The sequence below is a fragment of the Candidatus Melainabacteria bacterium genome (assembly GCA_003963305.1).
GTDB lineage: Bacteria > Cyanobacteriota > Vampirovibrionia > Obscuribacterales > Obscuribacteraceae > PALSA-1081.
On sequence record RXJR01000024.1, the window covers coordinates 1 to 16734 of the forward strand.

Consider the following 16734-nt stretch of genomic DNA (forward strand, 5'->3'; position numbering starts at 1 on the left):
AACAACAACAACAACAACAACAACAACAACTTTACGTCGCTCGTGCAGCCACCGCCACTGAGTGGCACAAACAATAAGTTGACCAATCTGACGAACACAATAAACTCAGCAGCGCACCGAAAACAGCAGCAGCTTCAATCGTCGAAACACTTGCAATCTCCCCAGGCGCAAGTTGGACAAGCGCTTGCCAATCAAAGTAGCCAACGACTCTCTCTTGTTGGTCAACCTGTAACCAGACACACGACACCACTTTCAGCGCCACTCCCACCCGAACTTTCGCACGCGAATGTGCCGCGCAAGGTACAGTGGAACGGTAACTGCGGTCGAATCAGTCCGCGCGATATCTTCGTTATCATGCTCGTCAACCCACTCATGTGGCTTATGGTAAATTTCGGTTCCAACGCCCTGGGAATCGATGCGCAGCTTGCAGCGCATGCCGTTACGGTGCCGGCCGTCGTCACCAACGTGGACACTAACTTAAGCTCAAAAAATTACAGAGTGGTTGATTACAAATACACATTCAACGGCAAGGTCTATCACCAATCAGAGGAGCGCAGCATTAGTGCTCCCGAGTATACGAAGGGAAGTACTTATCCAATCGCAGTTCTGCCCTCAAACCCGACAATAAGAGAGCCACTGGGTGCTTCACCCGGCAAAAAGCTTAGCGTGGATAATACATTGTTCGCGCTAATGGCACTGGTCAATCTTATCATTCTGACAGCACTACTTTCACCGGCGCTCTGGCAAAGAATGCTGGCAAGAACTGGACAGGCCTTTAGAGCCAGAGTCGACAGTACTCGAGTACTCGGCGAGAAGCTTTGCGTGGCAGATTTGAGCTGGCTGATGAACGGTTCGACGGTTCGTCGAACCATTCAGATTTCAAAAGACGAGTACTTCTCCTTATGCGCTGGCGACACAGAGATTATTCTGTGCGACAAAAACGCAAACAACGTTGTGCTGTATCGCTTCTGCCGTTACAACGCAGTACCGCCCAGGGCGCCGGCTATAACAGTAATCAATCCGTAGAAACTGTAGCCAATTTTTCAGTGCAGGCGTCAGCCAGATCTTTGAAGAGCTCAGCCAGCTTAACGCTGAACTGGTCACCCGATTGATTGACGACTTCAATAACTCGAGAGCCGACTATGACACCGTCGACTCCAACCTCAAGCAATGCTGTAGCAGTTTGCTTGTTGGAGACACCAAAACCAGCACAGATGGGCAACGGAGATTGGCTCTTCAAGCGTCCGATTAATGACTTGAGATTGGAAAGATTATTGGCAGACTTGTCTGTACCGGTGACGCCCAATCGAGACACGAGATAAATGAAGCCACCAGCATTAGTGGCAATCTTAGCCAACCGCTCTTCCGTTGTTACTGGTGAAACGATAAATATCAAATCAACATCGTTGGCTTTTGCGATCGGCAAGACCTCGTCCGCACTCTCAACTGGCAGATCGGCAATCAAGACTCCGTCTATTCCTGCAACTTTTGCCTGTTGGAAGAAAGCCTCCACGCCAAAAGCCAATATGTTGTTGTAATAGACAAGAATTCCAATCGGAATCTCTCCATCTATTTTTCGCACTTCACTGATCAAGAAAAAAGCATCTGCTGTCTTGAAACCAGACTCGAGCGTGTCGAATGCCGCCTTGGCAATTACCGGACCGTCAGCAACCGGGTCGCTAAAAGGAAACCCCAGCTCCAGCGCAGATGCACCAGACTCGATCATCGTTTTAATAATGGCTAAGGACTTTTCCTTGTTCGGCCAACCCAGCACCGTGAACGGCATAAACGCCTTCACGTTTTCCGTTTTGAGCTTCTCGAAACGTCTCTCGTAACGCTTACTCATGCCTGAGAACCTCCGCCAGATCTTTGTCACCGCGACCGGATAAATTGATGAGCACACGACTGCCAGGTTTCAACTCCAGGCAAAGCTTCTTTGCATACGCCAGGGCATGAGCGCTCTCAAGCGCTGGAATAATGCCCTCTCGCCTCGACAATTCATTGAATGCAGCCAGTGCTTCTTTGTCGTCGACTGAAACATAGCGAGCGCGATTGATCTCTTGCAGGTAAGCGTGTTCAGGGCCGACAGAAGGATAATCGAGCCCGGCCGCAACGCTATGAGCCTCGATGATTTGTCCATCTTCATCTTGCAAAACCATGCTCTTCATGCCATGCAAACAACCCGGCTTGCCTTTGCTCAAGACAGCACCGTGTTTGGTGCTAGACAAACCATGCCCACCCGGTTCAACGCCAATCAATTTAACATCTGCATCATCCAAAAACGCAGAAAACATGCCGATCGCGTTGGAACCACCGCCGACGCAAGCGATCACGTAGTCTGGCAATGTCTGATAGCGTTCGAAAAATTGTTGACGCGCCTCTCTGCCGATAATACTCTGGAAGAACTTGACCAGTGTCGGGAATGGATGCGGACCAGCAGCTGTTCCAAGCAAGTAGTGCGTATCGCCGAGGTTGCTTATCCAGTCGCGCAGCGCTTCGTTAATGGCATCCTTGAGCGTCTTGCTTCCTGTTGTGACCGGATGCACCGTCGCTCCCATCAATCTCATGCGCTGAACGTTGGGCTGCTGTCTGGCAATATCGACCTCACCCATATAAATTTCTGTCTGCAAATCGAGCAAAGCACCTGCCATGGCACATGCGACACCATGCTGCCCAGCTCCTGTCTCGGCAATGATGCGCTTCTTGCCCATTGATTTAGCAAGCAGCGCTTGCCCCAGGGCATTGTTTGTTTTGTGCGCGCCACCATGCAGCAGGTCCTCACGCTTGAGAAAAATGTCGGCGCCCCAGAGGCGAGAAAGATTTTTGGCATAGTAGAGAGGAGTTGGACGTCCTGCATAATCTCGAAAGAGATTGCCGAGTTCGCCCATGAAGCCTTTATCTTCCTTAGCTACAAGAAAAGCCGACTCCAATTCTTCCAGCGCCGGCATGAGCGTTTCGGGCACATAAACGCCGCCGTAAGTACCAAAATATCCAAGCGTCTTCATCAGGAAATTGCCTCATTGACCAGATTCGCACCAGTTCCAAAACTATCTTTGACGGCATCGCAGAATGCGATCATCTTGTCCATCGCTTTCAGCCCGGGAGCAGTTTCGACACCAGATGCAACATCTAGTGCATAAGGATTAAGTCGGTTCAAAACCCGCCTCACATTCGTGTGATTCAACCCACCTGCAAAGAAGTAGGGGCGGCTCACATTCAGACTTTCCACGAGTTCAATTGCTTCATCGAGCCATTCAGAGAAATCCAAATCTTTCGGCTTATCAAAAAGTATGTAAGAACAAGACTTGTACGCATCTATTAGACGTTCCAGATCAAGAGCCTTGCTGCCAGCCTGCAACTCGATTACCTTAATCACCGGCATTTGCAACGTTCGGCAAAAATCTGGTGACTCCGCTCCATGAAGTTGAATAAAGTCAAATTTGTGTATTGAGGCTATGCGCTTGATCTCATCAAGCGAGCTGTTCTTAAAGACAGCAACAGTCCTGGCGCGCCCCGCAATTGCCTGCGAAATATCTGCGGCAGCAACTTCATCGACTTTACGGGCGCTGCTGTCGACAAAAATCAAGCCCAGATATGTCGCTCCAGCAGTTATTGCATTCAAGGCATCGGTCGAATTGGTGATGCCGCAGATTTTGACTAGAGTCATGATACGACTCCTGCTTTCGGCTGCAAACTCACAAACTCTGATAACAAAGCATCCATATTGTCACTCTTCATGAGAGCCGAACCGATCAAAAAATTTGAACAATAGGGAAGCAATCTCTCAATGTCTGCTCGCGCTAAAATTCCGCTTGCGGAAATTAAAATCGTACCTGCCGGTATGGACGCCGCAAGACGCTCAGTCGTGCTCAGATCCATCTGGAATGTGCCTAAATCACGATTGTTAATCATCATGATAGTTGGTTTGACTCGCAAGGCTCTTTGCACTTCTTCAGCCGTCTGCACTTCAACAACGGCATCCATTCCCAGGGAAGTGATGCACTGGTAAAGGCTGCGCAACTGAGCGTCGCTGAGAATTTTCACGATCAGCAAGACCGCACTGGCACCAGATTCCCGAGCTTCAAAGCACTGATATGGTGTAATCACAAAATCTTTGCAGAGAGTAGGTAACTGGCTTTTACTATTGACTGAAGACAAGAGTTCAAGACTGCCGCCAAAGTATTTGGCATCAGTCAACACAGAAATTGCTCTGGCGTGGCGGCTGTAACAATTGATTATTTCATCAACATTGACTTGCTCGCGCAATACGCCAGCCGACGGCGATTTCGGTTTGAGTTCGCAAATCAAGTTCACCCCGGGCTGATTTAGCGCAGCAGCAAATTCGTGATTTGCCTTAGCAACACGCAGTCGGATTGAATCGAGCTCACGTCGCCGCATGCGCTCAGACAATTCGGATTTCTTATTCTCAACGATTTCAGCTAGCGAACCAGGCATAAGCCCTCCGGCATTCCTCATATTTAGCCGCCACAGCGCCTGTGAGCAGAAGCTCTTTAGCCAGAGCCACGCCATCGTCCATGATGCCGACCTTATCCGCCACAAGGAATCCGGCAGCGGCATTGGCCCAGACCAAATTCATGAAGTAAGGCTCCGCGCTGCCGACAAGAACCTGGTGAAAGACTTCGTGGCTGTATTCAGGAGTCATAATGTCCTGATCTTCCTCGATGTCATCAACAGGTGGCACAGTCATCGTCTCCGCCTTGCCATTAAAGATGTGAATATAACTACTGGTGGTGCAGGGATCGAATTCATCCAGCCCCCGCTCGGATCGCACCACAATTGCCCGCTCGGTAAACGAATCCGAAAGCAAATAGTCGGCCACCAGCCGCTGGATCAGTTCATCACTCGTACCCATGACGCGCCTTTTTGGATTGAGCGGATGCAGCAGGGGACCAATCGAGTTGAAAATACTGGGACCCGGCAAGGTGCGCCGAATTGCTGACAGTTTCGCCAGCGCCGGATAGTAATGAGGGGCGTAGAGAAAGACCAGCCCAACATTATCAAGCAATTCATTGATATGCTCGTAAGGTATAGAAGCGGGTATGCCCAGAGCTTCCAACAAATCGAAACTGCCGCTCAGACTGCTCGAGGCTCGATTGCCGAACTTCGCCACTCTAACGCCACCAGCAGCCAGCACAAAGGCCACTGTTGTCGATGTATTGAAGTGAGGTAATCCGCTCCCGCCAGTGCCACTGCAATCAAGAGCATCTGTCGCTCCGTCGAACTGCAGAGCACATTTTTCTTTCAGCGATCTGATGAACGAGGTCAATATGCGCAAGTCGATTCTGTCGCTGCTCAAATCGATCAAAACCTGTCGAATCTTGTCGTCAGGCAGTTCGCAATCGACCAGGCTGGTTATGGTATCTTCGCTCAGCATTTGTCGATGAAATTCTCCAACATCTTCTGCCCTTGCGGCGTACCAATCGACTCAGGGTGAAACTGAACTCCATAAAGACGGTCAGATTTGTGCTGCAAGGCCATGATCAGCCCCTGACCTTCCTCTTGCGCTGTCACGGTTATTTCGACAGGCACTGTGGACAGTTCAGCAATCAGAGAATGATAGCGCATCGCCTCGAATTCATCCCCGATACCATCGAAAAGCGGTGAAGTGCTCTTCACTCGAATTTTACTTGTCTTTCCATGAATGATCTGGGGCGCCCGAACGACTTTGCCACCGAGATGATGCACAATGCCCTGATGCCCCAGGCACACTCCCAATACGGCTGATTTCAGGCTCTTGCGATTCAAAATTACGTCTTTGCAAACGCCGAAGTCCGAATCGTTTCCGGGGTGTCCGGGACCAGGCGAGAGCACGACATGGTCCGGATTCAAGTTACGAAGCTCTTCGAATGTGATCTCGTCATTGCGAAATACTCTAATCGGCTCCGAGATAAGAGGTTGCAACATCTGGAATAAATTGAAAGTGAACGAATCATAGTTGTCAATGATTACCAGGCTCATTTGCTGCTCACCTCCGCATATTTAACGGCTTGCAGCAAGCTCTTCGCCTTATTGCGGGTCTCTCGGTACTCCATTGTCGGATCGGAGTCATAGACGATTCCCGCCCCAGCGTTAACGTGCACCTGATTGTCTTTTACAAGCGCTGAACGAATGGCAATCGCGCCGTCCATGTTTCCAAGCAGGTCAAAATAACCCACTGCTCCGGAATAAATGCCACGCTGCTCCGGCTCCAATTTCGAAAGTAACTGCATGGCGCGGATTTTAGGCGCACCAGATACAGTACCAGCAGGAAAACAACTGCGAAAGGCGTCGAAACAAGTCTTTTCTTTAGAGAGCACGCCGTATACTTCGGTGAACAAATGCATTACGTGCGTATATCTGGTCAGACAGGCGATCTCACCGACTTTGACCGTGCCGGCGGTGCAGACTCGCCCCAGATCGTTTCGGCCCAGATCGACAAGCATGCGGTGCTCCGCCATCTCCTTCTCGTCGGCCTTGAGCTCCTGGGCCAAACGATGATCGGCATCGTCGTCAACACCGCGCGGACGAGTGCCGGCAATGGCACGCAGCAAAACATGTCCGTTCTGAGAGCGCACAAATGTTTCGGGCGATGATCCCAGATAGACGAAGTCAGGACATTTTAGAAAGTATGCATAGGGTGATGGGTTGGTGGCCTGCAGCGCGCGATAAATATTGATAGCAGGAATAGAACAAGGCGCAGAGAACCGCTGCGAGAGAACAATCTGGAAGGCCTGACCCTCGGCGATAAATTCTTTCGTCGCGGCTACGGCATCTGTAAATTGCTTCTCGCTGAATGGACCGGTGACGTTATGAAAGATCTGTTCTTCATTTAATGCCTGCGAAGGAATCTCTTGCGGCGGCAACTTGACCGGCGAGAGAGCCTGCTCCAGAAGCTGCCTGGCGTGCGCCTCTCCGCGATGCGAAACAAATGAAACTTTTCGATATTGTTGGTCGAAAATTACTACCGAATCGTACAATCCATAACGGGCGTCTGGCACCTCGTATGGCGCAGATTGCTGACGCGGGATATTCTCCAGTGCCGTAACCACACCGTAGCCCATATAACCAACCAGACCGCCGATGAAGGGCAGCTCGAGCTTCTGTATGATCGAACCTTTCAAGAATTTTCGCAGCTCTTCCTCGCTGCCGAACGTAGACTTTACGAATTCATCCACCTGCAAACGTAAAAGCTCAATTGGATCGACCGCATCGATAGTGCTCACTTGCCCGCGATGATCGGCGGTCTCAGCCACCCCATCCTTTAGAGAGATAGTGCGAATCGGATCGATCCCGACCAGTGAGAAACGCGCTAACCGTCCGTCGCCTTCGGTACTCTCAAACAAAAATCCGTCTTTCGAGAGCTGACTGAGGTTGTGGAAAACAGAAACAGGCGTGCCAAAGTCAGACGCGACGGTGATAACGGCAGTATTGATAGCGGTTTTGATGTCAGATTCCAGATTCTGAGTTCCTGATTTGTTCATGGTAGGTTGCACTTCCTTTTATCCGAGACAAAAAACAAACGACCGCAAGCTCCATAACAGGTAAGCTTGCGGTCAATGAATTCGGTTTGGTGTTCGAAAGCGACTACCAACCGGGCATAAGCTTACCTGGCTGTTGCGACCAGCGCCACCAACCTTTAAAGCCAGGCAAATTTGTCTCGAGTTGGATCATTGTTCCGAGCAGTGCTTTCCGGTTTCTACCTTCGAGCTGCCATGGTAGCACAAGGGTAGAGAATGGCAAGCTGTTTTCAACTTTTGCAAAGTTAATGACTGTCTTGAGAAGTTTACGGGGCACCCGATTACGGAACGAAGTAGCTGACGATCCATAACGCGCCGATGAACAAGAAGACAAAACCAATGCGCGTCCCCATCGAAACTCCATTGTTGCGCTCCCCAGCAGCCTTGCTTGCCCGTCCCATGAGGAAAAACATAAACGCCATACCAATACAAAAAATTGGTGTGAAATAATGCAGCAACCAGATCGGTGTATTACTCGGCAGACGCACGATGCACAATTTGGGAGGTCTGCCGGCTTGGGAAGCGTTGATAGGCTCCGGCAAAAACTGTTTACCGTTGCTGAATGCCACTAAATAGATCGTTCCGGGAACGGAGCCTGCAATGAATTTGCTGTTGCGATCGAATGCGTGAGCAAAGAATTTACGCACTTCGCCGCCGGGCAATTTTTCAATCGCGCGTAAACAGTGGATACCACCGCCATACGGAGCCGCTTCTCTCAGCCATTTTCCATTTTCAGCAGACTCGAGAATTTTCTCGAGCGGTAAATTGTTCACAGGAACGTCGACAAAATCCTGCACATTCTCGCTGCCACTCTCGAGCCGATCGATAGAGGGAGTCTCAGGTCTGAGGCTGACGGGATTCTGCGATAGTTCTCCCAATTGAATTTCGCCCTGACGGCTTGGATATTCGCGTCGCTGTTGAAACCAGGAGCTGGCAATCTTCGAAATCAGTTCAAGCTGGCGCACCACCTTTAGCTCAGGTCCGTTCTTAGCGTATAGAACCGTACCGTCCTCGCGTTGCAAACCAAGGGGCGTCTCTTCGAACCAGATTTCTCTGTTCAGCAGCGAGCTCAGAATGGACTCCTTGAAGTCCATCAGATCTGGTCCCATGGCGGTGACAGTGGCAACAAAGGTTTGATTTCCAACTTTGTAGGTCGGGTCACCATTTGCCGAAATAACAAGGTCAATCTGACCGTCCGAAGTCTTGTATGCAGTGCCCTTCAGATGATTCAGTTGTGTTGGTTTCGTTGAACTGGTGTTCAATACATTGAGCATCATGAAACCACAGAAAATCAAAACACCGACGACAATGAGCGACATCACAACGCCACTGGCTCGCTGCATCGAAATCAGCAGGCTCTGCATTGCATCGCTTTTAGTTCCATCTTTCTTCTTGCCCGGCCGCGAACGTGGAAGATCCGCTGGAGGTGTTGGAGGTTCGACGTCTTTGAAGCGACTGGAGCGAGTTGCACCTGTCCTGACCGGCGCCGACTCAATACTTTCGGATGGAAGAGCCTTCACTTCAGGCAAAGGTCTGTTCAATGTTGCCATAGATGACTGCGACATCGTGTTGGCGCGTCGAAATAACGTCTCGGCATCGGCGTCGAGTCCGAGCTGCTGATAAGTCGATGCCAGACGCAGCACCATATCAATAACCATTGGGTGCTTGCGCCCAAGCACCTTTTCGCCGATGACGAGCAACCGCTTGTAGTGCGCCATCGCCTCGGTGTAACGGCCCATCTGATAATAAATGTCACCGAGACTTTGCAGGCAGGCGATAGTATCGGGATCGCTGGCACCGAAATTGCGTTCCAGCACCTCGAATGCCCTGCGGTAGATAGGCTCGGCAGCACTGTAGTTCTTCTGCTTAAACGCCTGCGCGGCATACTCTAACGATGCTACGACATCGCTAAGTTCTCGTTCTGAATCTCCGGCAGGCATCCACTAATCTCGGGTACTGTCATAAAAAACATACCCGAAATCGGTGGATAATCCCAGGAAATAGTCACCGATTCCGACTTGTCTGACTGCTCTGAGTGCCATGGTAATTGAAGAAGCTTCCGCTTAAAATGGCTCGGCGAGCGGCTTGAATGTCGGCTTCAGACATAGCATAAGAGCCGACAGACCTGACCATGGCTCGCCCTCCTCTCGGCAACATACCGGTCTGGTTAGAGTCGGCAGCGTGTGAGTTGTAAGCATTAGAGACACCACTCTGTGCAGCAGTCCAGGAGTCTACCGTTGAGTTTGGTGCAGATACCCCGTTTGAATAGTCAAACGGTTGGTTGGAAAATCCGGGGTTGTTTCCGGCAGCAACGCCGCCTGAAATGTTCTCTCCTTGATTGATTGCTGGGTAGTCGAAGTTGTACTGAGAACTAACCGATGGCGCTGCACCGGGTGCTTTATAGGCAATCTGATTTCTTGCCGAACTCGGCACCGCGTACATCTGCCCTTGCGCTTGTGCGCATTGCGGCAGAAGCGCGCAAACGAGAGCTAGCAGCATTGCTGCTAAAAGTGGTTGCATAGTAACCTCCCAAGTTGCAAGGCAACTTCGGCAGTGAGAATCTGGTAATGGAGCTAATCGGGCTCCATGTCAGTTATATACGGGTACGAATATTTTTGGACAATCGGTCAGAAATTTCGGTCAAGAATTTTCGGTCAAAAAAAAATTTCGATCAAGCGTTTCGGTCGGCATCATCATACGATCTGCCACCAAATATAGTGCTTCGCCCTGGAGCGCAAGTCGGCGAGGACATGACCCACGCCCCAGCTACGAAGCTCCTGAACCTTAGTGGAAGGTATCGACGTCAGTTTGCGCTTGAATCAAGCGCCAATATTTGGCCAGGTCGGCACTTGGTTCTGGTGGTCTTCTAAATCCTTCTCCAGTCCCGTATGGATTGTGAATAGTCCAGGAATCTTTTACTGCTTCGGCATATTTCTTAGCATCGGCATCGATCTTAGCAATTTGTTCGGGAGTCATGTGAGAACGTACTTCAGCGGTAATCTTCTTCTCTTGCTCTCGTGCGCGCTGCTGCACCAATTCATGCATTGGGCACTTAGGGGCCTCGGGGAATTCACCAGGCATAAGTGTCATTTGCAGTCCCCAGTTGCTCACTGCATCTTTATACTTCTGAATCGCTTTCTCTTCCTCTTCGTAAGCCTTGTACTTGGCTTGCTCCTTTGGATCTTTGCTGTTCTTCATGCCTTCGACGACCTTTTCCTGGATCTGCTCGTCGAGTGTCTGGTGATGCTTGCCAAAAAATTCCTGTACACCATGCCAGACTTTTTCCAAGCCGGTGGCATGATCTTTGGCTTCCTGTCCGAACCCTGTCAAATCAACTTGCGGTAGAAATTGCGAAACATCCTTCAAACCCTTATCGAGCTGTTTGAAAATGTGCTGGCTGCCTTGATCGTAAATTCCAATACGTGTGCTCTCCAGAACGTCAATTTTTTCTGCAGTGCGCACGCGTTCGGATGGATCTTCTAGTAATTGTTTAAAGCTCATGATGCAGCTCCTGGTAAAATCGGGCGGGCCACAAGATTCTGACAACAAATGTTGTCGGGGTGTTTCTTATGGAGAGAAAGGCATCTCTGAGGCTAATATATGCGACCGCTCGTGACAACCTTGTGACAACTGCGTGACACTCGGAAAAGCGGAGAGCCTCCGCCTCGAAAATGAAGACGGAGGATTTTTTCAGACTCGCATTGCACTGCAGCTAGTTGGGATAGCCCCAGGCGTCCGGCAGCGCGCTGCGATGACCGGTCGTCAATCCGGGGTTATAGATTCCGCGCTCGATTCTATGACTCTCGTCGAATCCGTAGAACGGAGGGGGTCCGTCGTAGCCCTCGTCTCCATAGATCAAATCAGCATTGCCGGCGGAATTGCGCACAAAGCTATCGGTCGATGTGGGAGGCAAAAACATCAGGCGTCCGAAAGTGCGATCGAGAATCGCTGTTCTCGCCGGAGCCATGACAACTCCCTGCGTCCCCGTCGTGCGCGGTGCGCCATGAACAGGTCGGCGTGTCGGGCCTGACGCGTTGCCGTAGGTTCCGCCCGTTCCTGATGTGCCGACTCCACCTGAAACACCCGACTCAACACTCTGAGAATAATTGGCCGACGCAGCAGAAAGACTGGAGGCACCCAGATCGAATTCCTGATAAGCCCCTGAAACTGGTGCGGCATAAGCGATGTCTGATTCGGCAGCCTGCGCGGGGGCATTAAAGAACATGAGGGCTGCAAATCCAAGAACTTGTAATTCAATTTCTCGTCCTGATTTGTTTTTTCGATGCATTGCTTTATCTCTCGAGAGGAACGACATCCTGCACATGTCCATGATGAGAGACTGGAGCATCATAAGACTGGAATAAGCCGTGAATTATTTGGGTATGTGTTCAGACTGGCTCGACTGGACTGAGATGGGCGCGGTTGAGACCTCTAAGAGGCTGTATTCACCTTCGTCTTTGACTTTCCGAAGCCCCGGACATACCGCCGGTAAAAGGTCTGAGACGCTGCTTTCCGCAATCAGCACATGCGGCGCCGGCGTGTCTCGCACAAATCGCAGGTAATCATCGACGGTGGAAAGACTGTTTATAGGTTTGCGCACATAAAACAGAGAGCCCGGAGCAAATCGTAAGAAACTTCCGACGCTTGAATTCTGAGCGGCGACAGTGCGGTACAGAGAGCGAAGAGATCTATTTTTCACCTCGTCATAGCAATGCAACGATGCGGCCAGCGAAGCAGTAATACCCAGCGACAGACCACAAACACTGATAGTCAAAACTTGAGCTGAGCGACGCGCCCTGTGCGCGAAAAAAGTGACAAAAGGAGCAATCGCCAGAGAGAGTGCAAGAACCAAAAGGTCATTTCGATCACATCTGAATCTAAACAGCAAAGCAGCCCCGACTGGTGCTGCAAGCAAAATGAAATTGGCTATCGAGGCTGATAGCACTATTCTTGAGGTTTTTCCAAGTCGAATCAAATAGTCCATCGAAATAGCCACAAGCACCGACATTGGAACGGCGCAAGGCACAATGTAAGTAGCCAACTTCGCTGAAGACAGGGAGAACGCCGTCAGGATCACAGCTATCCAGACCATAGAAAATCGCACCAGCCTGGAACGAATCCGAGTAGCAGGGCCAAATAATTGACGGACCGGTGAGACGAAACCAGTAAGAAACGAAGTCCACGGCAATGTACCGACCGCAAACACAACCAGATAAAAGTACCAGGGCTCCTGGTGACTGAGAGCTCCCTGCAAGCGGGAGAAATGCTGCCTTACGAAAAACTCCTGAAAGAAGGCACCCCGTGTATGCACGCACTCGTAGAGGTACCACGGCAAATTCACAGCCATAATTATGGCCAGAGCGCTGAACACGCCGAATGATGAGAGCCCGGCAAACAACTTGAAAAAGTAATCTGCAAAAGGCGGTTTTGCTGAGGCTGCCGAATGGTTCGACGACAACACCGCAGATGGTGCCACAGCAGCCCCAATCAGCTGTTTCAAAAGTATTATTGCAACAACCAAAACTATAGCAATTGGGCCTTTAATCAGAACGGCTAATGCCAACAGGAAATAGCCCAGAAGTAAATAATGCCCATTCGCGCTGGTGCAGGCATAGTAAAAAATAGACAACAGCGAACTGCTCAAACATGCACTCAGAGGCATATCGGTCAAGCTAAGACGCCCGACAATTCCGAAAAGTGGCATCGTCAGCAAAACCAGCGCACTGAAAAAGCCGACCCGACGAAGATGTAGTTTCGAAAGTATATATCCAGTAAAGAGCGCTGAGGCGATAGCAGCAAGTGCCGACGGCAATCGAGCCGCGAATTCGCTGATTCCAAATAACTTGTAAGCACCGATTATTAGCCAGTAAATGCCAATCGGTTTCTCGAAAAAAGTGTGGAAATTCAAATAGGGAGTAAGGAATTCCCGCCTTTCCAACATCTCACGGGAGGCTTCAGTATAAAAGCCTTCGCTTGGATCAATAACACCAAATAAATTCAACGAAAGGAGCAGACCCAGCGACGCCAGCGCGAAGCTGATTATGACCCATTTCTGATACTCTCTAGAAAGCATCGTCTTTGATTCCAACCAATATTCCGTTCAGATTTATTCAGTTAATGCAGTCAGGACCGCGCTGGTAGTTTCCTCAGCGCACGGGCTATTCATCGAACTTACGGTTATGAGCAGCTCCGTACAGTCGTCGCAACCGGGCACACAAGTAATAACAATGCTGTGAGAGCCGCGATCGAACAACTGCCCGGTTAGACCGTCCTGGCAGGTTTCCACAATGTTCCACCCCAGACTTTCGAGCCTTTTTGCAAAGTGCCTCAGCGCCTGCTTTGAACCTGCGGCAAATGTGACCTTTTTGTCAACGACGCATACATCAGGTGTGTACATCTCATGACCCTCACGATACTTTCGAGGAGTGACGCAATGATCTTTGTCGCGGCAGTAAACCGGCGCGATAGAATTTCGCAATATCGGCATATGTGGGACGAACTGTCGTTCCCAGAACGAAATCTGCGAATGGAAATACAACGTTCATGTTTTTTGATGGATACTTATGATGCATCAGGTGGTGGCGCGCCAAATATTTATAGACAGGCCACTGACTGAAAAAACGCCCCTCAGGCTTGTGCATCTCCAGATGAATCAAGTTCCAGATCATGTGATGCAGCGCCACCACTAGAACAAAAACAACCGCTCCAATTTTTGATATCAACGAAATAAACAGCGCAAATATCAGGGACTCGGCAACGCCTTCAGGAACACTCAAACGAATACCCTTGTCTTCGCCTTTAGCCACAGGGCTATCTGTAAAGGCAACAGCATATGTTGAATGGTGCAAACCAGCGTGATGACGAAACACTTTTTCCAACGCTGGAATTTTGCTGGCCAAGAAAAAGCGCTGGTGCATAATGCGTGCGTGCACCTGGTGTTCAACGAACGACATGAGCACGCAAGAAAAGACAAACCATACAAAACACTGGACGAAGAACATCGGATACCTTCAAAACCATGATCAAAGCTAAGCGGACAAGCAAGTGATCTCATCTTCAGCGTAATAGGGAAAGGTGTGTTTCTGGTGTAGAAAGTGAATTCGTCAGGCTAGCGGCAACAAAATTTTGAAAGTCGACCCCTGACCGGATTCACTGGTAACACTGAGGGAACCTTTATATTTTTGAACGATCGTTTGAGCGATCGACAGTCCTAAACCACTGCCAGTACTACCTGTAGCGATATTCGCGGCGTTTGCACCTGTGGTTCCTGAGCGTGCTTTATCGGCTCGCCAGAAGCGGTCGAAGATTCTTGTCTGGTCCTCAGGACCGATGCCGACACCAAAATCTTGAACCTCAATCTGGACAAGGGATTTGTGCGCTTTCAAAAAGACCATCACCTTCGATTCCGATGGCGAATACTGAATGGCATTTTTTACAACGTTGGACAAGACCCTCTTGACGTCGACGTCAGATACTGAAACCTTCAAATCGGGGTTCTCGACGTGAGGAACAATCTGAATATTTTTTTGCTCAGCAAAAATAGATAATTCGGCAAGCACTTCAGTAAGCAACACTCCCAAGGTGGAACGCTCCTCCACTTGCGGTTCAATTGCCTCTACTCGAGCCAAGAGCAAAAGATCTTGCACGGTTCTATTCATCTGCTGCGCCGCATCGGAGATGGAAGAAATCAATTGTTTCTCCTGAGGTTCCAGCTGCGAATACTGGGCCAGAACATCAGCGTTCATCTTAATGGCAGTGATCGGTGACTTTAATTCATGAGACGCATCAGCCGTAAATTGAGAGAGCTTCTCAATTACGTTTCGCGCACATTTTAATGCCTCTTTCACAATCAGCCAGGTTGCCAGCGCCGTAAGTCCAAGACTGGACAGGAGCGCGAAGACAAGCCCATTTCGCAATCGCTCGCGCGCACGGTCAGTAAATTCCATAGACATGCCCGTACGAACATAGCCAACCAATTTCCCTTTGCGAAATACAGGTTCTGTAAGCAGTATTGCGTGCGGTTCCTTTTGCGTTTCAAAACCGGCCGTTACTGACAATGGCAAATTGAGCTTGATTCCGCCCTTCGAGGCTAGCAACGTCCCATCGTCGCTATACCATTGCAGGCCGAGGCTCTGTTGATTGACTACAGGTCCATGTTGCTCGAGAACATCCGGTATCTTGCCCTCCCTGTCAGTAAACGCATGCTCTCGAGCCTCCTCATCAGGCGGCTCGATTGATGTACTGATTGTCCGACTGAAGGTTTGCAGGTTCTTCTTGTCCTCAACTTCAAGTTGATGACTCACCCACCAGTAAACAGCCACAGCAAAGAAACTAAATAGAACAAGAAAGACCGTAATGATAAGTGCAGTTAAACGGCGACCCAGGGCATCAAGCATTTTTTCTAAGCCTGTATCCCATGCCGTACACGGTCTCTATAATATCTTTGGAAGCTCCAACGGCTTTCAGTTTGCCGCGCAGCCCTTTCATATGCGTCTTAATGATATCGTCGCTGATTGACGTATTGTGTCGCCACAAAAGATCGATCAGGTCCTGCTTATCATAGACTTTCGAAGGGTTGGCTAGAAAGTGGGCCAGAAGCCGATATTCAGTAGGTGTCAGCTTGATCGGAGTACCACGAAAACGAGCGATGCAGGCATTTTGATCTACTTCCAGATCTTCATAGGACAGAATCGGGCGATCGAGTTCGCGCCCACGCCTGGAAATAGCTTTGATTCTCGCACTCAACTCACTGAGCTCGAACGGCTTAGCAAGATAATCATCGGCGCCCATTTCCAGTCCGGCAATTTTATCTTTCGTTGTATCGCGGGCAGTAATCATGATGATGGCGGAATTACATCCTGCGTTGCGTAGCTGATGAGCTACGCTCAGTCCATCCAATTCAGGCAGCATGATATCAAGCAATATAAAGTCGAATTGATTTTCCAGCGCCATAGCCAGGCCGGTAGACCCGTCGTAAGCGACTTCTACTTGATGATGTTCGTGCTTCAGATGCAATTGAAGTGGATGTGCAATGCGAGCATCATCTTCAACAATCAAGATATTCATTATCAGAATTGTAATCGATAAACATACTGCACATTATGTAAATGCGCACCATTTCCACACTTTCGAAAGGTAAGCGGATTAATTATTGTGATGGTGTCATGACAAAGGCAATGCTCCAGGCCCGATGTCGGCGTAAAGATTCTGTCAAGAA

Annotated in this window: 16 protein-coding genes; 1 reads left to right on the forward strand and 15 read right to left on the reverse strand. The window is 49.8% G+C overall.

All coding sequences use genetic code 11. From position 1 onward, the window contains the following. Positions 1–1026 (forward strand): DUF3592 domain-containing protein (locus tag EKK48_22890; protein ID RTL37538.1); only part of this gene is annotated, 1026 nt, incomplete at its 5' end. Here the strand turns inward: EKK48_22890 and trpA are convergent. The 15 genes from trpA to EKK48_22965 all read right to left on the reverse strand — a co-directional run bounded on the left by trpA (position 1016) and on the right by EKK48_22965 (position 16583). Then, positions 1016–1846, reverse strand: a complete 831-nt coding sequence (trpA, locus tag EKK48_22895) for a tryptophan synthase subunit alpha (GenBank protein RTL37539.1) — start codon at positions 1844–1846, stop codon at positions 1016–1018. The genes EKK48_22890 and trpA overlap by 11 nt on opposite strands. After that, the gene (trpB, locus tag EKK48_22900; protein RTL37540.1) at positions 1839–3005 is read right to left on the reverse strand and encodes a tryptophan synthase subunit beta; all 1167 of its coding nucleotides are present in this window, start codon (positions 3003–3005) and stop codon (positions 1839–1841) included. The genes trpA and trpB overlap by 8 nt, the downstream gene beginning before the upstream one ends. After that, the gene (locus EKK48_22905) at positions 3005–3667 is read right to left on the reverse strand and encodes a phosphoribosylanthranilate isomerase (protein RTL37541.1); all 663 of its coding nucleotides are present in this window, start codon (positions 3665–3667) and stop codon (positions 3005–3007) included. The genes trpB and EKK48_22905 overlap by 1 nt, the downstream gene beginning before the upstream one ends. After that, the gene (locus EKK48_22910; protein RTL37542.1) at positions 3664–4578 is read right to left on the reverse strand and encodes an indole-3-glycerol-phosphate synthase; all 915 of its coding nucleotides are present in this window, start codon (positions 4576–4578) and stop codon (positions 3664–3666) included. The genes EKK48_22905 and EKK48_22910 overlap by 4 nt, the downstream gene beginning before the upstream one ends. After that, the gene (gene trpD / locus EKK48_22915; GenBank protein ID RTL37543.1) at positions 4436–5395 is read right to left on the reverse strand and encodes an anthranilate phosphoribosyltransferase; all 960 of its coding nucleotides are present in this window, start codon (positions 5393–5395) and stop codon (positions 4436–4438) included. The genes EKK48_22910 and trpD overlap by 143 nt, the downstream gene beginning before the upstream one ends. Continuing rightward, positions 5389–5979: an aminodeoxychorismate/anthranilate synthase component II gene (locus EKK48_22920; GenBank protein ID RTL37544.1), complete on the reverse strand. Its 591-nt coding sequence runs from the start codon at positions 5977–5979 to the stop codon at positions 5389–5391. The genes trpD and EKK48_22920 overlap by 7 nt, the downstream gene beginning before the upstream one ends. Then, positions 5976–7481, reverse strand: coding sequence for an anthranilate synthase component I family protein (locus EKK48_22925; protein ID RTL37545.1), 1506 nt, complete (start codon positions 7479–7481; stop codon positions 5976–5978). Before EKK48_22925 ends, EKK48_22920 begins: the two co-directional genes overlap by 4 nt. Before the next feature lie 317 nt (positions 7482–7798). Continuing rightward, entirely contained in the window at positions 7799–9457 is a 1659-nt protein-coding gene (locus EKK48_22930; GenBank protein ID RTL37546.1) for a tetratricopeptide repeat protein, read from the reverse strand. A gap of 64 nt (positions 9458–9521) precedes the next feature. Then, positions 9522–10037, reverse strand: a complete 516-nt coding sequence (locus EKK48_22935) for a hypothetical protein (GenBank protein ID RTL37547.1) — start codon at positions 10035–10037, stop codon at positions 9522–9524. Positions 10038–10301: 264 nt separating this feature from the next. Further along, entirely contained in the window at positions 10302–11018 is a 717-nt protein-coding gene (locus EKK48_22940; protein RTL37548.1) for a hypothetical protein, read from the reverse strand. A gap of 211 nt (positions 11019–11229) precedes the next feature. Further along, positions 11230–11805, reverse strand: coding sequence for a hypothetical protein (locus EKK48_22945; protein RTL37549.1), 576 nt, complete (start codon positions 11803–11805; stop codon positions 11230–11232). Between the two features lie 84 nt (positions 11806–11889). After that, positions 11890–13605 (reverse strand): glycosyltransferase family 39 protein, encoded by a 1716-nt coding sequence (locus tag EKK48_22950; protein RTL37550.1) that lies wholly within the window; start codon positions 13603–13605, stop codon positions 11890–11892. A 319-nt stretch (positions 13606–13924) separates the two neighbouring features. Continuing rightward, positions 13925–14470 carry a hypothetical protein gene (locus EKK48_22955; GenBank protein ID RTL37551.1) on the reverse strand — a complete coding sequence of 182 codons (546 nt, stop codon included), beginning with the start codon at positions 14468–14470 and terminating at the stop codon, positions 13925–13927. Between the two features lie 150 nt (positions 14471–14620). Further along, entirely contained in the window at positions 14621–15913 is a 1293-nt protein-coding gene (locus EKK48_22960) for a HAMP domain-containing histidine kinase (protein ID RTL37552.1), read from the reverse strand. Next, the gene (locus EKK48_22965; GenBank protein ID RTL37553.1) at positions 15906–16583 is read right to left on the reverse strand and encodes a response regulator transcription factor; all 678 of its coding nucleotides are present in this window, start codon (positions 16581–16583) and stop codon (positions 15906–15908) included. Before EKK48_22965 ends, EKK48_22960 begins: the two co-directional genes overlap by 8 nt. Positions 16584–16734: the final 151 nt, after the last annotated feature.

Coding starts and splice junctions, on each gene's coding strand:
- trpD (RTL37543.1), bottom strand. CDS start 5,395: ATGCTGAGCGAAGATACCATAACCAGCCTGGTCGATTGCGAACTGCCT.
- EKK48_22910 (RTL37542.1), bottom strand. CDS start 4,578: ATGCCGCTGCCGGATTCCTTGTGGCGGATAAGGTCGGCATCATGGACG.
- EKK48_22920 (RTL37544.1), bottom strand. CDS start 5,979: ATGAGCCTGGTAATCATTGACAACTATGATTCGTTCACTTTCAATTTA.
- EKK48_22965 (RTL37553.1), bottom strand. CDS start 16,583: ATGAATATCTTGATTGTTGAAGATGATGCTCGCATTGCACATCCACTT.
- EKK48_22935 (RTL37547.1), bottom strand. CDS start 10,037: ATGCAACCACTTTTAGCAGCAATGCTGCTAGCTCTCGTTTGCGCGCTT.
- EKK48_22955 (RTL37551.1), bottom strand. CDS start 14,470: ATGTCGTTCGTTGAACACCAGGTGCACGCACGCATTATGCACCAGCGC.
- trpB (RTL37540.1), bottom strand. CDS start 3,005: ATGAAGACGCTTGGATATTTTGGTACTTACGGCGGCGTTTATGTGCCC.
- EKK48_22905 (RTL37541.1), bottom strand. CDS start 3,667: ATGACTCTAGTCAAAATCTGCGGCATCACCAATTCGACCGATGCCTTG.
- trpA (RTL37539.1), bottom strand. CDS start 1,846: ATGAGTAAGCGTTACGAGAGACGTTTCGAGAAGCTCAAAACGGAAAAC.
- EKK48_22930 (RTL37546.1), bottom strand. CDS start 9,457: ATGCCTGCCGGAGATTCAGAACGAGAACTTAGCGATGTCGTAGCATCG.
- EKK48_22945 (RTL37549.1), bottom strand. CDS start 11,805: ATGCATCGAAAAAACAAATCAGGACGAGAAATTGAATTACAAGTTCTT.
- EKK48_22925 (RTL37545.1), bottom strand. CDS start 7,481: ATGAACAAATCAGGAACTCAGAATCTGGAATCTGACATCAAAACCGCT.
- EKK48_22940 (RTL37548.1), bottom strand. CDS start 11,018: ATGAGCTTTAAACAATTACTAGAAGATCCATCCGAACGCGTGCGCACT.
- EKK48_22960 (RTL37552.1), bottom strand. CDS start 15,913: ATGCTTGATGCCCTGGGTCGCCGTTTAACTGCACTTATCATTACGGTC.